The organism is Streptomyces sp. NPDC031479 (assembly GCF_055581065.1).
Genome location: NZ_JBVIKC010000020.1, coordinates 58,418 through 74,169 on the forward strand (window position 1 = coordinate 58,418; position 15,752 = coordinate 74,169).

General features: G+C 72.5%; 18 protein-coding genes. 12 read left to right on the forward strand and 6 right to left on the reverse strand.

Annotated features, from left to right (window positions below; genetic code table 11):
- Nucleotides 1–14 precede the first annotated feature (14 nt).
- The 4 genes from amcB (at nt 15) to ACZ5D2_RS22480 (ending at nt 2,776) form a co-directional block, all read left to right on the forward strand.
- Nucleotides 15–1,133 carry a cyclophane-forming radical SAM peptide maturase AmcB gene (amcB, locus tag ACZ5D2_RS22465; protein ID WP_468931395.1) on the forward strand — a complete coding sequence of 373 codons (1,119 nt, stop codon included), beginning with the start codon at nt 15–17 and terminating at the stop codon, nt 1,131–1,133.
- On the forward strand, nt 1,111–1,302 hold the full coding sequence (gene amcA, locus ACZ5D2_RS22470; RefSeq protein WP_371677001.1) for a multiple cyclophane-containing RiPP AmcA: 192 nt from the start codon (nt 1,111–1,113) through the stop codon (nt 1,300–1,302). The genes amcB and amcA overlap by 23 nt, the downstream gene beginning before the upstream one ends.
- 67 nt (nt 1,303–1,369) lie before the next feature.
- Nucleotides 1,370–2,044, forward strand: coding sequence for a pentapeptide repeat-containing protein (locus ACZ5D2_RS22475; RefSeq protein ID WP_371677000.1), 675 nt, complete (start codon nt 1,370–1,372; stop codon nt 2,042–2,044).
- Nucleotides 2,045–2,056: 12 nt separating this feature from the next.
- Nucleotides 2,057–2,776, forward strand: coding sequence for a hypothetical protein (locus ACZ5D2_RS22480; protein WP_468931399.1), 720 nt, complete (start codon nt 2,057–2,059; stop codon nt 2,774–2,776).
- A 49-nt stretch (nt 2,777–2,825) separates the two neighbouring features.
- On the opposite strand, the gene ACZ5D2_RS22485 is transcribed toward ACZ5D2_RS22480, so the two are convergent.
- Nucleotides 2,826–3,881, reverse strand: coding sequence for a LuxR C-terminal-related transcriptional regulator (locus ACZ5D2_RS22485; protein ID WP_371676998.1), 1,056 nt, complete (start codon nt 3,879–3,881; stop codon nt 2,826–2,828).
- A gap of 274 nt (nt 3,882–4,155) precedes the next feature.
- Here ACZ5D2_RS22485 and ACZ5D2_RS22490 point away from each other — a divergent pair, with 274 nt between their 5' ends.
- On the forward strand, nt 4,156–5,283 hold the full coding sequence (locus ACZ5D2_RS22490; protein WP_371676997.1) for an ATP-grasp domain-containing protein: 1,128 nt from the start codon (nt 4,156–4,158) through the stop codon (nt 5,281–5,283).
- A gap of 55 nt (nt 5,284–5,338) precedes the next feature.
- Nucleotides 5,339–6,835, forward strand: coding sequence for a CehA/McbA family metallohydrolase (locus ACZ5D2_RS22495; protein WP_468931402.1), 1,497 nt, complete (start codon nt 5,339–5,341; stop codon nt 6,833–6,835).
- A 52-nt stretch (nt 6,836–6,887) separates the two neighbouring features.
- Here ACZ5D2_RS22495 and ACZ5D2_RS22500 read toward each other — a convergent pair whose 3' ends face one another.
- Together ACZ5D2_RS22500 and ACZ5D2_RS22505 are read right to left on the reverse strand one after the other, a co-directional pair.
- Nucleotides 6,888–7,256 carry a cupin domain-containing protein gene (locus ACZ5D2_RS22500; RefSeq protein WP_371676995.1) on the reverse strand — a complete coding sequence of 123 codons (369 nt, stop codon included), beginning with the start codon at nt 7,254–7,256 and terminating at the stop codon, nt 6,888–6,890.
- An 86-nt stretch (nt 7,257–7,342) separates the two neighbouring features.
- Complete coding sequence (locus ACZ5D2_RS22505) at nt 7,343–8,062, reverse strand: alpha/beta hydrolase (protein WP_468931406.1); 720 nt, start codon at nt 8,060–8,062, stop codon at nt 7,343–7,345.
- Nucleotides 8,063–8,175: 113 nt separating this feature from the next.
- Here ACZ5D2_RS22505 and ACZ5D2_RS22510 point away from each other — a divergent pair, with 113 nt between their 5' ends.
- The 3 genes from ACZ5D2_RS22510 (at nt 8,176) to ACZ5D2_RS22520 (ending at nt 10,609) form a co-directional block, all read left to right on the forward strand.
- A complete protein-coding gene (locus ACZ5D2_RS22510) occupies nt 8,176–9,324 on the forward strand; it encodes an adenosine deaminase (RefSeq protein WP_371676993.1) in 1,149 nt (382 codons plus the stop codon).
- A 136-nt stretch (nt 9,325–9,460) separates the two neighbouring features.
- On the forward strand, nt 9,461–9,730 hold the full coding sequence (locus ACZ5D2_RS22515) for a hypothetical protein (RefSeq protein ID WP_266841333.1): 270 nt from the start codon (nt 9,461–9,463) through the stop codon (nt 9,728–9,730).
- Nucleotides 9,731–9,862: 132 nt separating this feature from the next.
- Nucleotides 9,863–10,609, forward strand: a complete 747-nt coding sequence (locus tag ACZ5D2_RS22520) for a hypothetical protein (RefSeq protein ID WP_371676992.1) — start codon at nt 9,863–9,865, stop codon at nt 10,607–10,609.
- Between the two features lie 89 nt (nt 10,610–10,698).
- On the opposite strand, the gene ACZ5D2_RS22525 is transcribed toward ACZ5D2_RS22520, so the two are convergent.
- The 3 genes from ACZ5D2_RS22525 to ACZ5D2_RS22535 form a co-directional block, all read right to left on the reverse strand.
- A complete protein-coding gene (locus tag ACZ5D2_RS22525) occupies nt 10,699–10,917 on the reverse strand; it encodes a PspC domain-containing protein (protein ID WP_371676991.1) in 219 nt (72 codons plus the stop codon).
- 68 nt (nt 10,918–10,985) lie between these two features.
- A complete protein-coding gene (locus ACZ5D2_RS22530) occupies nt 10,986–11,561 on the reverse strand; it encodes a VanZ family protein (protein WP_371676990.1) in 576 nt (191 codons plus the stop codon).
- A gap of 81 nt (nt 11,562–11,642) precedes the next feature.
- A complete protein-coding gene (locus ACZ5D2_RS22535; RefSeq protein ID WP_468931413.1) occupies nt 11,643–12,287 on the reverse strand; it encodes a PH domain-containing protein in 645 nt (214 codons plus the stop codon).
- A 114-nt stretch (nt 12,288–12,401) separates the two neighbouring features.
- Here ACZ5D2_RS22535 and deoC point away from each other — a divergent pair, with 114 nt between their 5' ends.
- From deoC to ACZ5D2_RS22550, 3 genes are read left to right on the forward strand one after another with little or no spacing between them, the layout of a single operon-like run.
- Nucleotides 12,402–13,364 (forward strand): deoxyribose-phosphate aldolase, encoded by a 963-nt coding sequence (gene deoC, locus ACZ5D2_RS22540; protein WP_266841823.1) that lies wholly within the window; start codon nt 12,402–12,404, stop codon nt 13,362–13,364.
- A 5-nt stretch (nt 13,365–13,369) separates the two neighbouring features.
- Entirely contained in the window at nt 13,370–14,806 is a 1,437-nt protein-coding gene (locus ACZ5D2_RS22545) for an aldehyde dehydrogenase family protein (protein ID WP_371676988.1), read from the forward strand.
- Nucleotides 14,799–15,719 carry an aldehyde dehydrogenase family protein gene (locus ACZ5D2_RS22550; protein WP_371676987.1) on the forward strand — a complete coding sequence of 307 codons (921 nt, stop codon included), beginning with the start codon at nt 14,799–14,801 and terminating at the stop codon, nt 15,717–15,719. The genes ACZ5D2_RS22545 and ACZ5D2_RS22550 overlap by 8 nt, the downstream gene beginning before the upstream one ends.
- Nucleotides 15,720–15,752 lie beyond the last annotated feature (33 nt).

The window sequence follows — 15,752 nt, forward strand, 5'->3', positions numbered from 1 at the left end:
TCGAGAGGAGCACGATGTCCCGCCCACCCCGGCTCGCCGCCATCCCGCGCTCGGTGATCATGCAGCCGACCACGCAGTGCCTGCCCATGGACTGCACGTACTGCTACCTCCCCTTCCGCAAGGTCAAGAACCTCATGCCGGTGCAGGTGGCGGAAGGAGTGGCCACGGCGGTCAACACATGGGCTGCCGGCCGCCCCGGGTTCGAGGTCGTCTGGCACGGCGGCGAACCGCTGGCCACCGGCCGCGAGCGCCTGGCCGAGCTGATGGCCCCCTTCGACGGCGTTAAACACAGCCTGCAGACGAACGCCGCTCTGGTCGATGCCGCGTGGTGCGAGTTCCTCCTGGAGCGTGACGTGCAGGTGGGAGTGAGTATCGACGGCCCCGAGGACATGAACGCCCACCGTGTCACCCTCGCCGGACGCCCGGGCTTCGGCGTGACTCTGCGCGGAATCGAGCGTCTCCGGCTCCACGGCATCCCGTTCTCCGCCATCGCGGTCGTCTCCGATCCCGATCCGGCGGACGCCCATCGCTTCTACGAGTTCTTCGCCGAACTCGGCGTGACGACCCTTGGCGTGAACGTTGAGGAGGAGGAAGGCGTCAACCTGGGCTCCCGTCGGACCGACCACTCCCGCGCCGTGGAGTTCTGGGCCGCCCTCGCGGACGCCTGGCGGGCGAGTCCGGTGGTGCGCCTGCGCGAGGTCCAGCGCGTCCTCAACTTCGCGGGGGCCGTCCTGGGCGCCCAGGACGGCGCCCCCACACCGATCACGGCGGCCTGGGACCCACTTCCGACCGTCGCGTACGACGGCGGCGTGATCATGCTCTCCCCGGAGCTCGCCGGGTTCGACGACGACCGCTTCGGGGATTTCACGACCGGAAACGTACTGGTGGACGGTCTCGACGTCCTGGTGGCCGAGGCCGAGGAGCGCTCCCCCTGGATCGCCGAGTTCTGGCAGGGCGTCGACGCCTGCCGCGCCACCTGCCCCACCTTCGCGTTCTGCGGGGGCGCTCATGCCGCGAACCGGTACTTCGAGCACGGCGGCCGGTTCGACGGGACCAGGACCCGGTACTGCACCACTGCCAAAATCGCCCTACTCGAAGGAGTCACCCGACATGTCCGTGCACACGCCCGCTGACGCCACCACCCTCGTACTGGACTCGGCCGCCGGATTCCAGTCCCTGCTGCCGGCTGTCGGCACCCAGGCGCTGGCTACGTTCGACAACCGGCCCACCTGGGACAACCCCAGCTCGTCCCCGTTCGACAACCGGCCCACGTGGGACGACTGGAGCAAGGCAGAGAAGTAGCACCCGACACCGGGGCGGTTCCACGCGAACGAGGGGCCGCCCTGTCACCTCCGCGAAGGAGCACCACATGGCCACCCGCACCTTCGGCCACATCACCGTCACCACACCCGACCTCGGCGGCCCCGGTCTCTGCCTCAACAACGTCGAGTCGCTCGACAGCGCGTGCGGCACCGTCCAGGACTTCGCGTATGAAGAGGCCGACCTGCGCTCGCTCGAACTGACCGATGCCCAGCTCGTCACCGGCCGCATCGCCGGGCTGCGCTCCAGGCGAGTCGAGCTCGACGCCCTGAGCCTCCACGCCGTCGAGATCGTCGGCAGTGATCTCGGCTCCACCCGCTGGAGCGACAGCAAGCTGACCCGCGTACATGTCCGTGACTGCAAGCTGATGGGCGCCGCGCTGGACGGTCTGGTACTCGATGACGTCCTTTTTGAGGGCTGCAGATTTGATTACGCCACCTTCGAGAGGGTCCGCTCCACCGGTCCCCTCGCCTTTGCCGGCTGCGCCTTCACAGAGGCCGCGTTCACCGAGTGCGACCTCTCCGGCGCGGTGTTCACCGACTGCACGCTGAGGCTCACGGAGTTCGGCACCGGCCGCTACCGAAACACGGATTTGCGGGGCAATGACCTGTCCGCCGTCCGTGGCGTCGCGCATCTGTCCAAGATCCGCATCACCCCCGGGCAGGAAGCCGAACTGGCCGCGGCCCTGGTGAGCGACCTCGACATTTCCATCGGCGACGACTGAACCGGAGACCCCGTGCCCCTTCACATCGCATTCGGCGATCCGGCTGCGCTCCGCGCACGCTGTGAGGTCGCCACCGCCCGGGCGGCCTCACCCGATGACGTCGAGTACGAGCCGGGTTCGGTCGTCCCCTCCGGCCAGTGGCGTCCCATGGCCGACGCGGACCTCAGGGCCGTCAGCGCGCCGCGAAGGCCCCTGGACAGCACGCTGGTGGAGATCGTCCGGCCGCCGTTCCGGGACGGTCTCCCGCTCGAAGACCTCATCCGGCCGATGGGCGACCCGGAGGCCGTGTACCTCGGACAGGCCCTCGCCAGAGCGGGCATGGCGACGACCACGGACAACTACCGGGACGGTCGTCTGGTCGGCCTTCACCTGGACAACTGGGACAAGCTCCCGTACGCGGAGAAGCACACCGCCCGCCGAAGGCTCTGCCTGAACCTCGGCCCCGGAAGTCGGTACATCATTCTCGGCGCCCTCGACGCCCAGGCGGTATGTCGGGCCGTCCACCCCGAAGACCACCACGAGTGGTATCCCCACACCGAGGACTATCGCGTCTATGTCGCCGGCGGACAGAGCATCCTCCTCACCCGCATACGTCTCGACCGCGGTGAGGGCTACCTGGCTCCGACCGAGTACCTGCTGCACGACGGATCGACCGAACACCAGGAGCAGCCCTCGACGGCAGCGTTCTGGCTGGGCCGGTGGCCGCGCGGCATCCTGCCCTCGCTTGTTTGACGGTCGGCCCCGGCCCGCCGGGTGGTACCCGGCGGGCCGAGGCGTCACCTCACCGGACTCGCCCGTTGCTGCTTGTGGGGCCCTCCTCCGCGTCCCGGCACGCGGTCACGGCGGAGAGCAGGTACCCGGCCTGGAAGCGGGACTTGGCGCCGACCGTTCGCATGATCTCCGCGATGTGCCGCTGGCACGTCCGCTCCGACATCCCCAGCCGGCGCGCGATCACCTTGTCCTCCAGCCCCTCCGACAGCAGCCGCACGATCGTCTGCCGCAGCTCGTCCGAGATCGACCGGGCCGCATCCGGACTCACCGTCGTGGCGAACGGCTGCGCCCCCAGCCAGGACCGCTCGAAGGCGGCCGTCATGAAGTGGACGACGCTCGGCTCGCGGACCACCAGCGCCGCCCCCGTCCGGTCCGGCACCGCCATCAGCCCCGTCCGCGCGTCGAAGATCAGCATCCGCATCAGCCCGTCGCCCAGCGTCCGCACCTGCGCGCCCAGCGCCGTCACCCGCTCGACGTACGCCGCCGTCGGCCGTGAGTAGCGCGCCGTGTGCTGGTAGATCGTCCGCATCCGGACCCCGCGGGCCAGCAGCGACTCGTCCCGCCCGACCGCCTCCTCCAGGGTTTCCTGCGGACGCCCGCCGCCCGGCTGGGAGGTCAGCAGTTCCCGCTCGCACCCCGCCGCCAGCTCCGTGATCAGCCCGCGCACCGCCCCCAGGTCCGTCACCAGCTCCAGCCGGCCCGCCCCGCTCAGGTCGCGGTGCGCGGCCCCCGCCTCGTACGCGGGCACCAGCGCCTCCAGCCGTCCGCGCAGCCGGTCCATCTCGTCGTGGGTCTCCCGTACGAGCAGCGCGAGCGGGGCCAGCGCGCGGGCCGCCGCGGCCCGGGGCGCCACCGCGGTCCACCGCTCCGGGCCCGTCCCCGGGGCCCGCTGGAGCAGGTGCCCGGCGGCCAGCTCGGTGATCGCGGCACCCGCGCGGACGCCGAGGGCCGAGGTGGCCTCGGCGGCGGTGAAGGCCGGCCGTTCCACCGCGTAGGCGTAGAGGCGTCGCGCGGCGGGGCTCAGATCGCCCCCGCCCCCCGCCCGGTCGACTTCCTCGGCATCCACTGGCATATGCCTATTCGTCCCTGTGTGTGTCCGTTTGTAAACCCCTCGTGTTCCCGCAAGGCGGCAACTCGACGCCTGAAAGGGCGACTCAGGCATATGCCGGACCGGCACAGTGGGGGCACGGCGTGACGGGGGGCGCGGTATGCGGCAGCAGGGGACGACCACCGGACCACGGCACCGACCCGTGGCGGTCCTGCTCGGCCCGTGTCCCGCCGAGGTGGCCGCCGCCCGCCGTGCGGGCGCGCGCACCGTGGTGGTCGCGCCGGATCCATCGGTGCCATCCGACCGTGAGGGGGCGGAGCGGCGGGTACGGACGGACTGGCGCGACCACCCCCGCCTGGTCGGGGCCGTCGCCCGGCTGGCGGAGGTCGGCCACGGCAGGGCCCGCGTCTTCGGCTTCGGCCCCGCCACGGCCCTGGCCGCCGCCCGCGCCAACGAGGCCCTCGGCCTGCCCGGCACCCCGGCCTCCGCCGTCACCGCCCTCATGGACAAGGCCGCCCTGCGCGCCCGCGCCAACACCCTCCACCCCGCCCGGCCCGTCTCCTTCGCCCGCTGCGGCCGGGCCGCCCTCATCCCCTTCCTCACCGCCCTGATCGGCTACCCCTGCGTGATCAAGCCCCGCGCGGGCGCCCATGGCGAAGGCGTGCTCGTCGTCCACGACGAGGCCGGGGCGCGGGCCGCCGCCCCGCACTATCCCGAGGTCACCGACCTGCTGGTGGAGGAGTTCCTGGAAGGCCCCGAACTCGCCGTCCAGACCCTCTCCCGGCAGGGCCGCCACCGCGTCCTCGGCTGGACCAGGAGCCTGCCCGCCCCCACCCCCGAACCGGGCCCGCCCGCCCACGCCCCCACCGCCGCCGGGCACGACGCGCCCGTCGCCCTCGACCCCGCCACCGCCGAAGCCGTACGGGCCCTCGTGCGCGGCGTGCTCGACCTCGCCGGCCACCGCGACGGCCCCTCCCACACCGAGGTCGTCCTCACCGCCCGCGGCCCCCGCCTGATCGAGACGCACCCCCACCCCGGCGCCGAGGAGGTCACCCGGCTGCTGCGCCTCGCGCACGGCACCGACGTACTCGCCCACGCCCTCACCGCCGGCCTCGGCCTGCCCGCGCCCGTCCGCAAACCGCCCGCCACCGCCCACGCGGGCCTGCGCTACGTCGACTTCCCGCCCGGCAGCGGCCCCGCCGGGGCCGCCGACGCCCTCACCGCCGCCCGTGCCCTCCCCGGAGTGGTGCGCGTCCGGCTCCAGGTCCCGGCGGACGCCACCGTCCGCCGGGCCCCCACCGGCGCCCTCCACCACGCGTACGTCCTCGCCACCGGCCCCACCCGCCCCGCCCTCACCCGCAGCCTGGACCGGGCCACCACCCTCCTCCGCGCCCCCGCCCCCGCCCCGCGCACCGGCTAGACCGCCCACACACCGAATCCACGCGGGATTCACCTCCCCCGGCCACCCTGGGGACATGGCGATGACCCGACGCGATCTGCTGGCGGCCGCCGCGGCCGCCCCGCACGTCTCCTCCGCCGTCACCGGCACGGGCACCGGCACCGGGGGAGCCCCCACGACCAGGACCCTGCGCGGCACCATCCCCGCGGGCGCCCCGGACTTCGTCGAAGTCCCCCTGGACGTCCCCGCCGGCGTACGCGAGTTGCACGTCTCCTACACCTACGAGAAGCCCCCGGTGCCGCCCGGCACCCCCGGCAACGCCCTGGACATCGGCATCTTCGACCCGCGCGGCACCGCCCTCGGCGGCCACGGCTTCCGCGGCTGGTCCGGCGGCGCCCGCGCGGAGTTCTTCCTGCGCACCGACGCGGCCACCCCCGGCTACCTGCCCGGCCCCATCGACCCGGGCCGCTGGCACCTGCTCCTCGGCCCGTACACGGTGGCCCCGCGAGGACTCCCGTACGAGATCACCGCGACGTTCTCCTACGGACCCGCCGCCCCCGGGGCCCCGCTCCGCTACCCGTCGCAGCGTGCCCGGGGCCGCGGCCGCGCCTGGTACCGCGGCGACCTCCACGTCCACTCCGTGCACTCCGACGGGCGCCGCACCCCGGCCGAGACCGCCGCCCTCGCCCGCGCCGCCGGCCTGGACTTCATCAACTCCTCCGACCACAACACCCACTCCGCGCACGCCGCCTGGGCCGATGTCGTCCCCCCGGAGCTCCTCGTCCTCACGGGTGAGGAGGTCACCACCCGCACCGGCCACGTCCTGGCCGTCGGCACCGACCCCGGCACCTTCGTCGACTGGCGCTACCGGGCCCGCGACGACCGCTTCGGCCGGTTCGCCCGTACGATCCGGGGCGCGGGCGGCCTCGTCGTGCCCGCGCACCCGCACGCCACCTGCATCGGCTGCGCCTGGAAGTTCGGCTTCGGCGAGGCCGACGCGGTCGAGGTCTGGAACGGTCCCTGGACCCCGGACGACGAGGTCGCGCTGGCCTCCTGGGACGCCACCCTGCGCGGCGCCCGCGGCGACCGCCGGCTCCCGGCCGTCGCGGGCAGCGACCACCACCGCGACCCGGACCGGGTCGGCACCCCGCAGACCGTGGTCCTGGCCGACGACCTCACCCGCGAGGCGGTCCTCGCGGGCCTGCGCTCCGGCCGCTCCTACGCCGCGGAGTCCGACCGCGTCACCGTCTCCTTCGACGCCGTGACCGGCCGCGGCGCGCACGCCGGCATCGGCGGGCGCCTGTCCACCCCCGACCCGGACACGGACGTGCTCGTACGGCTCTCGGTGACCGGCTCCGCCACCGAGGGCTGCGAGCTGCGGCTGGTGACCGACCAGGGCGTGGTCCTCACCGTGCCGGCCGCCGCGGCCGACGCGGTGCCCGCCCCGGTGGAGTGGCACACCACGCCGGCGCGCTCGGCCTACGTACGGGCGGAGGTCCGCCATCCGGCGGGCGCCCCGCCGCTGCCGGGCGCCCCGGCGGCGCTCACCAACCCGGTCTTCCTCGACGGGTGACCGACGGGCGGTTCGACGGGTGGTTTCGACGGGCGGTTCGGCGGGTGTGGGATCAGGACGCGGGCTTCGCGTAGCTCCCGTAGCCGGTCCAGTCCAGGACGACACAGGGGTCGTCCCCCAGTACCCAGGCGTCGTGTCCGGGCGCGATCTGCAGGAAGTCACCGGTGCCGTACTCGCCGCTCTCCCCGTCGTCCATGACGACCTGGATGCGCCCGCTCACCACGTACCCGGTGTGCGCGGACTCGCAGCTGTCGGTGCCCGCCAGCGGCTTGACGTGCTCGGACCACTTCCAGCCCGGTTCGAACACGGCCCGCCCGACGGGCCCGTCGGCGGTCTGGAGGAGGTCCAGCCTGCCCTTTCCGCCCTCGAACGGCCGCGTCTCGTCGGCGCTGTCGAAGCTTCTGCGCACCAGTCCGGCCATGGGTGATCGCCTCCCGCAAGGCACCCCGAGCCACCCCGAGTCCACTCCTCACTCTACGCTCGCGCCGCCCGTCCGACAGCGGATCCTCAGCCGCGCAGGGACCGCCCGAACCCCGAGGCCAGCGGCATCCGCAGCCCCAGCGGCGGCGGCGCCGCCAGGGCGTCGGTCACCGGCCGCGAGTACCGCCCGGAGAACATCGACCCGAGGACGAAGTCCACGCAGAGCGCCACCACTTCCGCCTGGTGGTCGCGCAGCCCGTGCCCGTCGGAGTGCACCTCGAACCGGCAGGTAGAACGATTCGCCTTCTTGGCCCGCGCCGCCAGCCGGAAGGAGGACTCCGGGTCGCTGCGCGCGTCGTTCGTGCCGTGCACGATCAGCACATGACGGCCCGCGAGCTGTTTCACCGGTTCAGGGGAGGCCTCGCGCGCGGCCTCCGGCAGCCAAGGGGCGAGCGCCAGCACCGAGTTGACGGCATCGTGCCCCGCCTCCCGCAGTGCCGCCCCGCCGCCCGCGGAGTAGCCGGCCAGGCACACGGGCACGTCCCCGTAGAGCCGTACCGCCTCCTCCACCGCCCACCGCGCGGCCTCCTCCCGGGAGCCCGCGCCGTGCGCCACGGTGTGCGCGACCAGCCCGTCCCGTCCGCCCGTCCGGGCCAGTGCCCGCGCGAGCGGACGCACCGGACCGGGGGAGAGTCTGGACGCTCCGGGAAGCAGGAGGACCACACCACTGACCGTCGAACCCGAGCCGTTCGCGCCGGCCGCCCGCCCCAGACGGGCCCCGCGCGCCGGCGGCGCATGCTGTGCCATGGCGGAACAGTCTCAGACTGACAGGTGTACGCCACCCGTCCGTACGGTCTCTGTTACATATCGACCCCCTGCGCCAACCGGTGCTCTACGCGCGTAGGAGCTAGAGTGCGCAGATGACGAGCGAGACCCCCAACCTGCCCACCCCGGATCAGATCCGCCGCTCCCCGAAGGTGCTCCTGCACGACCACCTCGACGGTGGGCTGCGCCCCGGGACCATCATCGAGCTGGCCCGCGAGGTCGGCTACGAGAACCTTCCCGAGACCGATGCCGACAAGCTGGGCATCTGGTTCCGCGAAGCAGCCGACTCCGGCTCCCTCCCGCGCTACCTGGAGACCTTCGCGCACACCTGCGCGGTCATGCAGACCAAGGAGGCCCTCTTCCGGGTCGCCGCGGAGTGCGCCGAGGACCTGGCCGAGGACGGCGTCGTGTACGCCGAGATCCGCTACGCCCCGGAGCAGCACCTGGAAGCCGGTCTGACCCTCGAAGAGGTCGTCGAGGCGGTCAACGACGGCTTCCGCGAGGGCGAGCGCCGCGCCAAGGCCAACGGCCACCGCATCCGCGTCGGAGCGCTGCTGACGGCCATGCGGCACGCGGCCCGCGCGCTGGAGATCGCCGAACTGGCCAACCGCTACCGCGACAACGGCGTGGTCGGCTTCGACATCGCCGGCGCCGAGGCAGGGTTCCCCCCCACCCGTCACCTCGACGCGTTCGAGTACCTCAAGCGCGAGAACAACCACTTCACGATCCACGCGGGCGAGGCCTTCGGCCTGCCGTCGATCTGGCAGGCCCTGCAGTGGTGCGGCGCCGACCGGCTCGGCCACGGCGTGAAGATCATCGACGACATCGAGGTCGCCGAGGACGGCTCGGTGAAGCTGGGCCGCCTTGCCTCGTACGTCCGGGACAAGCGCATCCCCCTGGAGATGTGCCCGACCTCGAACCTGCAGACGGCCGCGGCCGCCTCGTACGCCGAGCACCCGATCGGTCTGCTGCGCAAGCTGCACTTCCGCCTGACGGTCAACACCGACAACCGGCTGATGAGCGGCACCAGCATGAGCCGCGAGTTCGAGCACCTGGTCGACGCCTTCGGCTACTCGCTCGACGACATGCAGTGGTTCACCGTCAATGCGATGAAGTCCGCGTTCATTCCTTTCGATGAACGACTGGCGATGATCAACGACGTGATCAAGCCGGGCTATGCGGAGCTGAAGTCCGAGTGGCTGTTCCGTCAGACCGCTTCGACCAGCGGAACTGTATCGGCCTAGGCCACGGGATAACGCACGGAAAGCGCTCGGGAGCACCAACTCCCGGGCGCTTTCTCATATTGACTTATGTTTGCGGCCGGGGGTTTGACGTGACTAGCTTGCGGAGCCGCTCAATTCCCCGTCGCAAGGACAATTCATGAAGCTGTCAGCTGCCAAGTCCCTCGGTCTCGCTGTCGTCGGAGCCGCCCTCGCCGCGGGCGCTGCCGGCACCGCCTCCGCCGCCGGGCTCCCGGCCGCCAACCTGACGGACGCCCTCGGCACCGTCACGGGGGCCACCAGCTCGCTCACGAACCAGACCGAGCACGGCCAGGACGGTCAGCAGTCCTCCGACCCGACCGCCCCGGTCACGAACCTGCTCGGCGGCCTGGCCCCGGCCACCGGCGCCCTGAACGGCCTCGGCGGCTGACGCTGCCGCGATGCGCACGCGCGTGCGGCGGACGCGCACCCCTTCGAACGGGTGTGTACTCCGCCGCGCGGTGTGCCACGATCGCCACCAACTGCCCGCCGACGCACGGGGTATGAGGTCAAGGTCATGCGCATGAAGGCACGAGCGACGATGATCGCACTGGTTCCCTGCCTGCTCCTCGCGGCGGTGGGGTGCAGTGGATCCCCGGCCCCCGCAGCGGGCAGGTCCCCGGACCCGAAGGGTTCCGCGGCGGCCCCCGCCCCGGGTGCCTCCGGCGCCCCGGCCGTCTCCGCCGCGCCCAAGGCCAAGGACGCCACCCTGGAGGCGGCCGCCCTCCGGCAGGGCGACCTGGCCGGCTATCAGATCTCAGCGCAGGGCAAGAACCCGAACGCCCCCGACGGCCAGCCGCAGGCGGACAAGAAGGCCTGCCAGCCCCTCGCCGACGTCATGGGCGACAAGCCGGACCCGGCGGCGCACGAGACCGTCAACCGCGGCGTCGGCTCGCAGAAGCAGGCCGGGCTCGCGGTCTCCGCCTCCGTCAGCTCCTACAGCGAGAGCGACGCCAAGCGGGTCCTCTCCCGGCTGCGCGAGGCCGTGGCGGCCTGCGGCGCGGGCTTCACCGCCACCGTCCAGCAGCAGACCGGCGCCTACCGCGACGTGAAGGCGACCCCCTACAAGGCCGACGGCGACGAGAGCGTCAGCTGGACCACGACGGCCGCCGCCGCGGGCGTCTCGGCACAGGTCCACCTGGTCGTCGTGCGCGAGGGGGACCGGGTCGTGCGCCTGATGGCCCTCAACGTGGCCTCCGCCGACAAGAAGGTGCTGGTCCCGCAGGAAGTGGCGGACAAGCAGCTGGAGAAGGTCCGCAAGGCGGGCTGAACGCTCCTCGGATTCCGCGCGGATCCCTCTTCGGCCCGCCCGGGACCGCGGCGGGTCCACCCCGACGGCCGGGGCCGCCGTGGCCCGGACTACCAGGCGGTGCGCGCCGAACCGGTGGCGGAAGAGGCCTTCTCGTTCGGCATCAGCAGCCACAGCGCCAGGTAGATCAGGAACTGCGGGCCGGGCAGCAGGCACGACAGCACGAAAATGATGCGCATCGTCCGCGTCTTGATTCCGAAGCGGCGCGCGAGGCCGGCGCAGACGCCACCGATCATCCGACCGTCACGGGGGCGGGTCATCGCGCTCATGGTCTGTCTCCTTCGTAGCGGGACTTTCGTATCGGAACCGCCCGGAATCCCGTGTCCCGTGCGATGTCTCAATACTCCCGCGGTACCGCCGACAGGACCTCGGCCCAAGGTGCCAGGCCGACCCTGGTAATTCTCGGGGTGGACCCCTGAGGCCGCAGCGAGCGCCGCATCCGGGCCCTCAGGGCCGGCAGCACCGCGAGGTGGACGAGGACCACCCCGAGCGTGTTCAGCAGCAGCGAGTCCACGTCCACGACCCGGCCCGGGACCGCGCTCTGCAGCATCTCGATGCTCAGGGAGATCAGTACCGTCGCGGCCGTCGTGCGGCCCAGCGAGGACCACGCGCCCAGCGACGAGTGGGTGAGCCGGCCGCCGGCCAGCGGCAGCAACGCCCCCAGCGGGGCCAGCAGGGCCACTCCCTCACCGATCCGCCGCGCGGCCTCCAGCGGCCCGTAGGCGAGGTCCGCCCGGATGCCCTCCAGGAAGTCCAGGTTCGCCGCCGCCGCCCAGGGGACGTCCAGCGGGCGCAGGGTCAGCCATCCGACGAGGACCAGATGAGCGGCCAGCAGGGCCCCGCTCAGGAGGCGGAGCCGGAGCGGGAGCTGTGTGGCGGTGGCGGCGCTGCCGCTGCCCTCAAGACGGTGCACACCCGGGAGGACGCACCCCCCGGTGGCGCCGGTTCCGGACCTGCCCGGGGGAGTGGTGCAATTCGCCGATCGCGCGCCGGGTCAGCCCGTGGCGAGCAGGACGATCAGCGCGACCGCGCCGACCACGGTGGGAGCGATGATCTCGTAGGCCCACTTCACGGAGACGGAGCCCTGCGCCCCGGGCCGCGCGGCCCCGCGCTCGGCGAGCTCGCGCAGCTCGTCCACGACCTGGTCGGCGGCGGCCCGCTCGGGACCGGCCGTGCCCGCCGTGCCCGCCGTGCCCGCGCCGCCGTCCTGCCCGAGCCCCTTGCCGCCCAGCGCGTCACGGCGGCTGAACTTGCGGCTCGCCTTCTTGCGCTCGCGCAGCGACACCGGCACCGACCAGAGCTGGTACTTCGACCCCTCCGCGAGCACCTCCGCCGAGTACCCGGCGCGCACCGCGTCCACGGCCCCCCAGGGCAGCTCGATGATGCGGAAGGGGTTGCGCACCCGCATCCGGTCGTCGTTGGCGAAGACCGCCGGCCGCACGGTGAAGGCGACCGTCAGTGGTACGGCGAACAGCGCGATGGCGAGCCCGACCCAGCGGGCGCTCCCCTCGCCGCGCACGACGGCGTCCCCGCACAGCCAGGCGATCAGGGCCAGCAGCACCACCCCGGTGACGACGGCCATGGGGGAGCGGTAGACGCGGTCGGCGTAGACCGGCTCGTGGGGGGAGGGCGTAGTCATGCCGCCGATTGTGCCGTACGCCCGGCCGGGTGCACCGATGACGGATGTCACGCGCAGATGTGCGCGAGGGGGGTGACAGGAAGCTACGCGCGTAGATATGCTCATGTGGTGACCATGCCCACCACCCTCACCGCATTCGCTGACGTGACGACGTCCGACAGCGCGCTGCGCCGCTTCCTGCACGGGCTGCCCGGCGTAGACGCAGTCGGCCTGGAGGCCCGCGCGGCCTCCCTCGGCACCCGCTCGATCAAGACGACGGCCAAGGCGTACGCCATCGACCTGGCCATCTCGATGATCGACCTGACCACGCTTGAGGGTGCGGACACCCCGGGCAAGGTGCGGGCGCTCGCCGCCAAGGCCGTCAACCCCGACCCGACCGACCGCAGCACGCCGATGACCGCCGCGGTCTGCGTCTACCCCGACATGGTGGCCACCGCCAAGGCCGGGCTGAACGGCGCCGACGTCAAGGTCGCCTCCGTCGCCACCGCCTTCCCGGCCGGCCGCGCGGCCCTGCCCGTCAAGCTCGCCGACACCCGCGACGCCGTCGCCGCCGGCGCCGACGAGATCGACATGGTCATCGACCGTGGCGCCTTCCTCGCCGGCCGCTACCTGGACACGTACGAGCTGATCAAGGCCGTCAAGGAGGCGTGCGTCCGCGAGGACGGCACCGCCGCCCGGCTCAAGGTGATCTTCGAGACCGGCGAGCTGTCGACCTACGACAACATCCGCCGCGCCTCCTGGATCGGCATGCTCGCGGGCGCCGACTTCATCAAGACCTCCACCGGCAAGGTCGGCGTCAACGCCACCCCGGCGAACACGCTGCTGATGCTCGAAGCCGTCCGCGACTTCAAGGCGCAGACTGGCATTCAGATCGGCGTGAAGCCCGCCGGCGGCATCCGGACCACCAAGGACGCGCTGAAGTTCCTGGTCCTGGTCAACGAGACCGCGGGCGCGGACTGGCTGACCAACGAGTGGTTCCGCTTCGGCGCCTCCAGCCTGCTGAACGACCTGCTCATGCAGCGCCAGAAGCTGAGCACCGGGCGTTACTCCGGTCCCGACTACGTGACGGTGGACTGATCACCATGGCATCCCTTTTCGAGTACGCACCGGCCCCCGAGTCCCGCTCGGTCGTCGACATCGCCCCCTCTTACGGGCTCTTCATCGACGGCGAGTTCACCGACGCCGCCGACGGCAAGGTCTTCAAGACCGTCTCCCCGTCCTCCGAGGAAGTCCTCGCCGAGGTCGCCCAGGCCGGCGCCGCCGACGTCGACCGCGCCGTGAAGGCCGCCCGCAGGGCCTTCGAGAAGTGGTCCGCGCTGCCGGGCTCCGAGCGCGCCAAGTACCTCTTCCGCATCGCCCGGATCATCCAGGAGCGCAGCCGCGAGCTGGCCGTCCTGGAGACCCTGGACAACGGCAAGCCGATCAAGGAGACCCGCGACGCGGACCTCCCGCTCGTCGCCGCGCACTTCTTCTACTACGCGGGCTGGGCCGACAAGCTCGACCACGCGGGCTACGGCGCCAACCCGCGCCCCCTCGGCGTGGCCGGCCAGGTCATCCCCTGGAACTTCCCCCTCCTGATGCTCGCGTGGAAGATCGCCCCGGCGCTCGCCACCGGCAACACGGTCGTGCTGAAGCCGGCGGAGACGACCCCCCTCTCGGCGCTGTTCTTCGCGGACATCTGCCGCCAGGCGGGCCTGCCCAAGGGCGTCGTCAACATCCTCACCGGCTACGGCGACGCGGGCGCGGCCCTCGTCGAGCACCCGGACGTCAACAAGGTCGCCTTCACCGGCTCGACCGCCGTGGGCAAGAAGATCGCCCGCCACGTCGCCGGCACCGACAAGAAGGTCACCCTGGAGCTGGGCGGCAAGGGCGCCAACATCGTCTTCGACGACGCGCCCATCGACCAGGCCGTCGAGGGCATCGTCAACGGCATCTTCTTCAACCAGGGCCAGGTCTGCTGCGCGGGCTCCCGCCTGCTGGTCCAGGAGTCGATCCACGACGAGCTGCTGGACTCCCTCAAGCGCCGCCTCTCCACGCTGCGCCTGGGCGACCCGCTCGACAAGAACACCGACATCGGCGCGATCAACTCCGCCGAGCAGCTCGCCCGGATCACCGCGCTCGCCGAGACCGGCGAGGCCGAGGGCGCCGAGCGCTGGTCCCCCGCGTGCGAGCTCCCGTCCGCCGGCTACTGGTTCGCCCCGACGCTCTTCACGAACGTCACCCAGGCGCACACCGTCGCCCGCGACGAGATCTTCGGCCCGGTGCTGTCCGTGCTGACGTTCCGCACCCCGGACGAGGCCGTCGCCAAGGCCAACAACAGCCAGTACGGCCTGTCCGCCGGCATCTGGACGGAGAAGGGCTCGCGCATCCTCGCGGTCGCGAACAAGCTCCGCGCGGGCGTCGTCTGGGCCAACACGTTCAACAAGTTCGACCCGACCTCGCCCTTCGGCGGGTACAAGGAGTCGGGCTTCGGCCGCGAGGGCGGCCGCCACGGCCTGGAGGGCTACCTCGATGTCTGAGCGAAGTGTCGAAAAGGGCGGCTCCGCCGCCGGGCGTCTGAGCGTCTTCAAGACCTACAAGCTGTACGTCGGGGGCAAGTTCCCCCGCTCCGAGAGCGGCCGGGTGTACGAAGTGACGGACTCCAAGGGCAACTGGCTGGCCAACGCCCCGCTGTCCTCCCGCAAGGACGCCCGTGACGCGGTCGTCGCCGCCCGCAAGGCCTTCGGCGGCTGGTCGGGCGCGACCGCGTACAACCGCGGCCAGATCCTCTACCGCATCGCCGAGATGCTGGAGGGCCGCCGCGAGCAGTTCGTCCGCGAGGTCGGCGAGGCCGAGGGCCTGTCCAAGTCGAAGGCCGGCGCGGTCGTCGACGCGGCCATCGACCGCTGGGTCTGGTACGCGGGCTGGACCGACAAGATCGGCCAGATCGTGGGCGGGGCCAACCCGGTCGCGGGCCCGTTCTTCAACCTCTCCACCCCGGAGCCGACGGGCGTGGTCACGGTCGTGGCCCCGCAGGACTCGTCGTTCCTGGGCCTGGTCTCGGTGATCGCCCCGGTGATCGCCACCGGCAACACCGTCGTGGTCATCGCCTCGGAGGGGTCTCCGCTCCCCGCCCTGTCCCTGGGCGAGGTGCTGGCCACCTCCGACCTGCCGGGCGGCGTGGTCAACGTCCTCTCCGGCAAGGCCGCCGAGATGGGCCCCCACCTGGCCTCCCACCAGGACGTCAACGCGATCGACCTGGCGGGTGCCGACGCGGCCCTCGCCAAGGAGCTGGAGATCGCGGCGGCGGACAACCTCAAGCGCGTCCTGCGTCCACAGCCTGTGGACGACTGGAGCGCCGACCCGGGCACCGCGCGCATGACCGCCTTCCTGGAGACGAAGACGGTCTGGCACCCGACGGGCTCCCTGGGCGCGGGCGGAAGCTCCTACTGACCCGTACGCGGGCCCCGTCCCCATGAACCGGCC

Coding starts and splice junctions, on each gene's coding strand:
- ACZ5D2_RS22495 (WP_468931402.1), top strand. CDS start 5,339: ATGGCGATGACCCGACGCGATCTGCTGGCGGCCGCCGCGGCCGCCCCG.
- ACZ5D2_RS22525 (WP_371676991.1), bottom strand. CDS start 10,917: ATGAGCGCGATGACCCGCCCCCGTGACGGTCGGATGATCGGTGGCGTC.
- amcA (WP_371677001.1), top strand. CDS start 1,111: ATGTCCGTGCACACGCCCGCTGACGCCACCACCCTCGTACTGGACTCG.
- ACZ5D2_RS22545 (WP_371676988.1), top strand. CDS start 13,370: ATGGCATCCCTTTTCGAGTACGCACCGGCCCCCGAGTCCCGCTCGGTC.
- deoC (WP_266841823.1), top strand. CDS start 12,402: ATGCCCACCACCCTCACCGCATTCGCTGACGTGACGACGTCCGACAGC.
- ACZ5D2_RS22535 (WP_468931413.1), bottom strand. CDS start 12,287: ATGACTACGCCCTCCCCCCACGAGCCGGTCTACGCCGACCGCGTCTAC.
- ACZ5D2_RS22475 (WP_371677000.1), top strand. CDS start 1,370: ATGGCCACCCGCACCTTCGGCCACATCACCGTCACCACACCCGACCTC.
- ACZ5D2_RS22505 (WP_468931406.1), bottom strand. CDS start 8,062: ATGGCACAGCATGCGCCGCCGGCGCGCGGGGCCCGTCTGGGGCGGGCG.
- ACZ5D2_RS22550 (WP_371676987.1), top strand. CDS start 14,799: ATGTCTGAGCGAAGTGTCGAAAAGGGCGGCTCCGCCGCCGGGCGTCTG.
- ACZ5D2_RS22500 (WP_371676995.1), bottom strand. CDS start 7,256: ATGGCCGGACTGGTGCGCAGAAGCTTCGACAGCGCCGACGAGACGCGG.
- ACZ5D2_RS22510 (WP_371676993.1), top strand. CDS start 8,176: ATGACGAGCGAGACCCCCAACCTGCCCACCCCGGATCAGATCCGCCGC.
- amcB (WP_468931395.1), top strand. CDS start 15: ATGTCCCGCCCACCCCGGCTCGCCGCCATCCCGCGCTCGGTGATCATG.
- ACZ5D2_RS22515 (WP_266841333.1), top strand. CDS start 9,461: ATGAAGCTGTCAGCTGCCAAGTCCCTCGGTCTCGCTGTCGTCGGAGCC.
- ACZ5D2_RS22520 (WP_371676992.1), top strand. CDS start 9,863: ATGAAGGCACGAGCGACGATGATCGCACTGGTTCCCTGCCTGCTCCTC.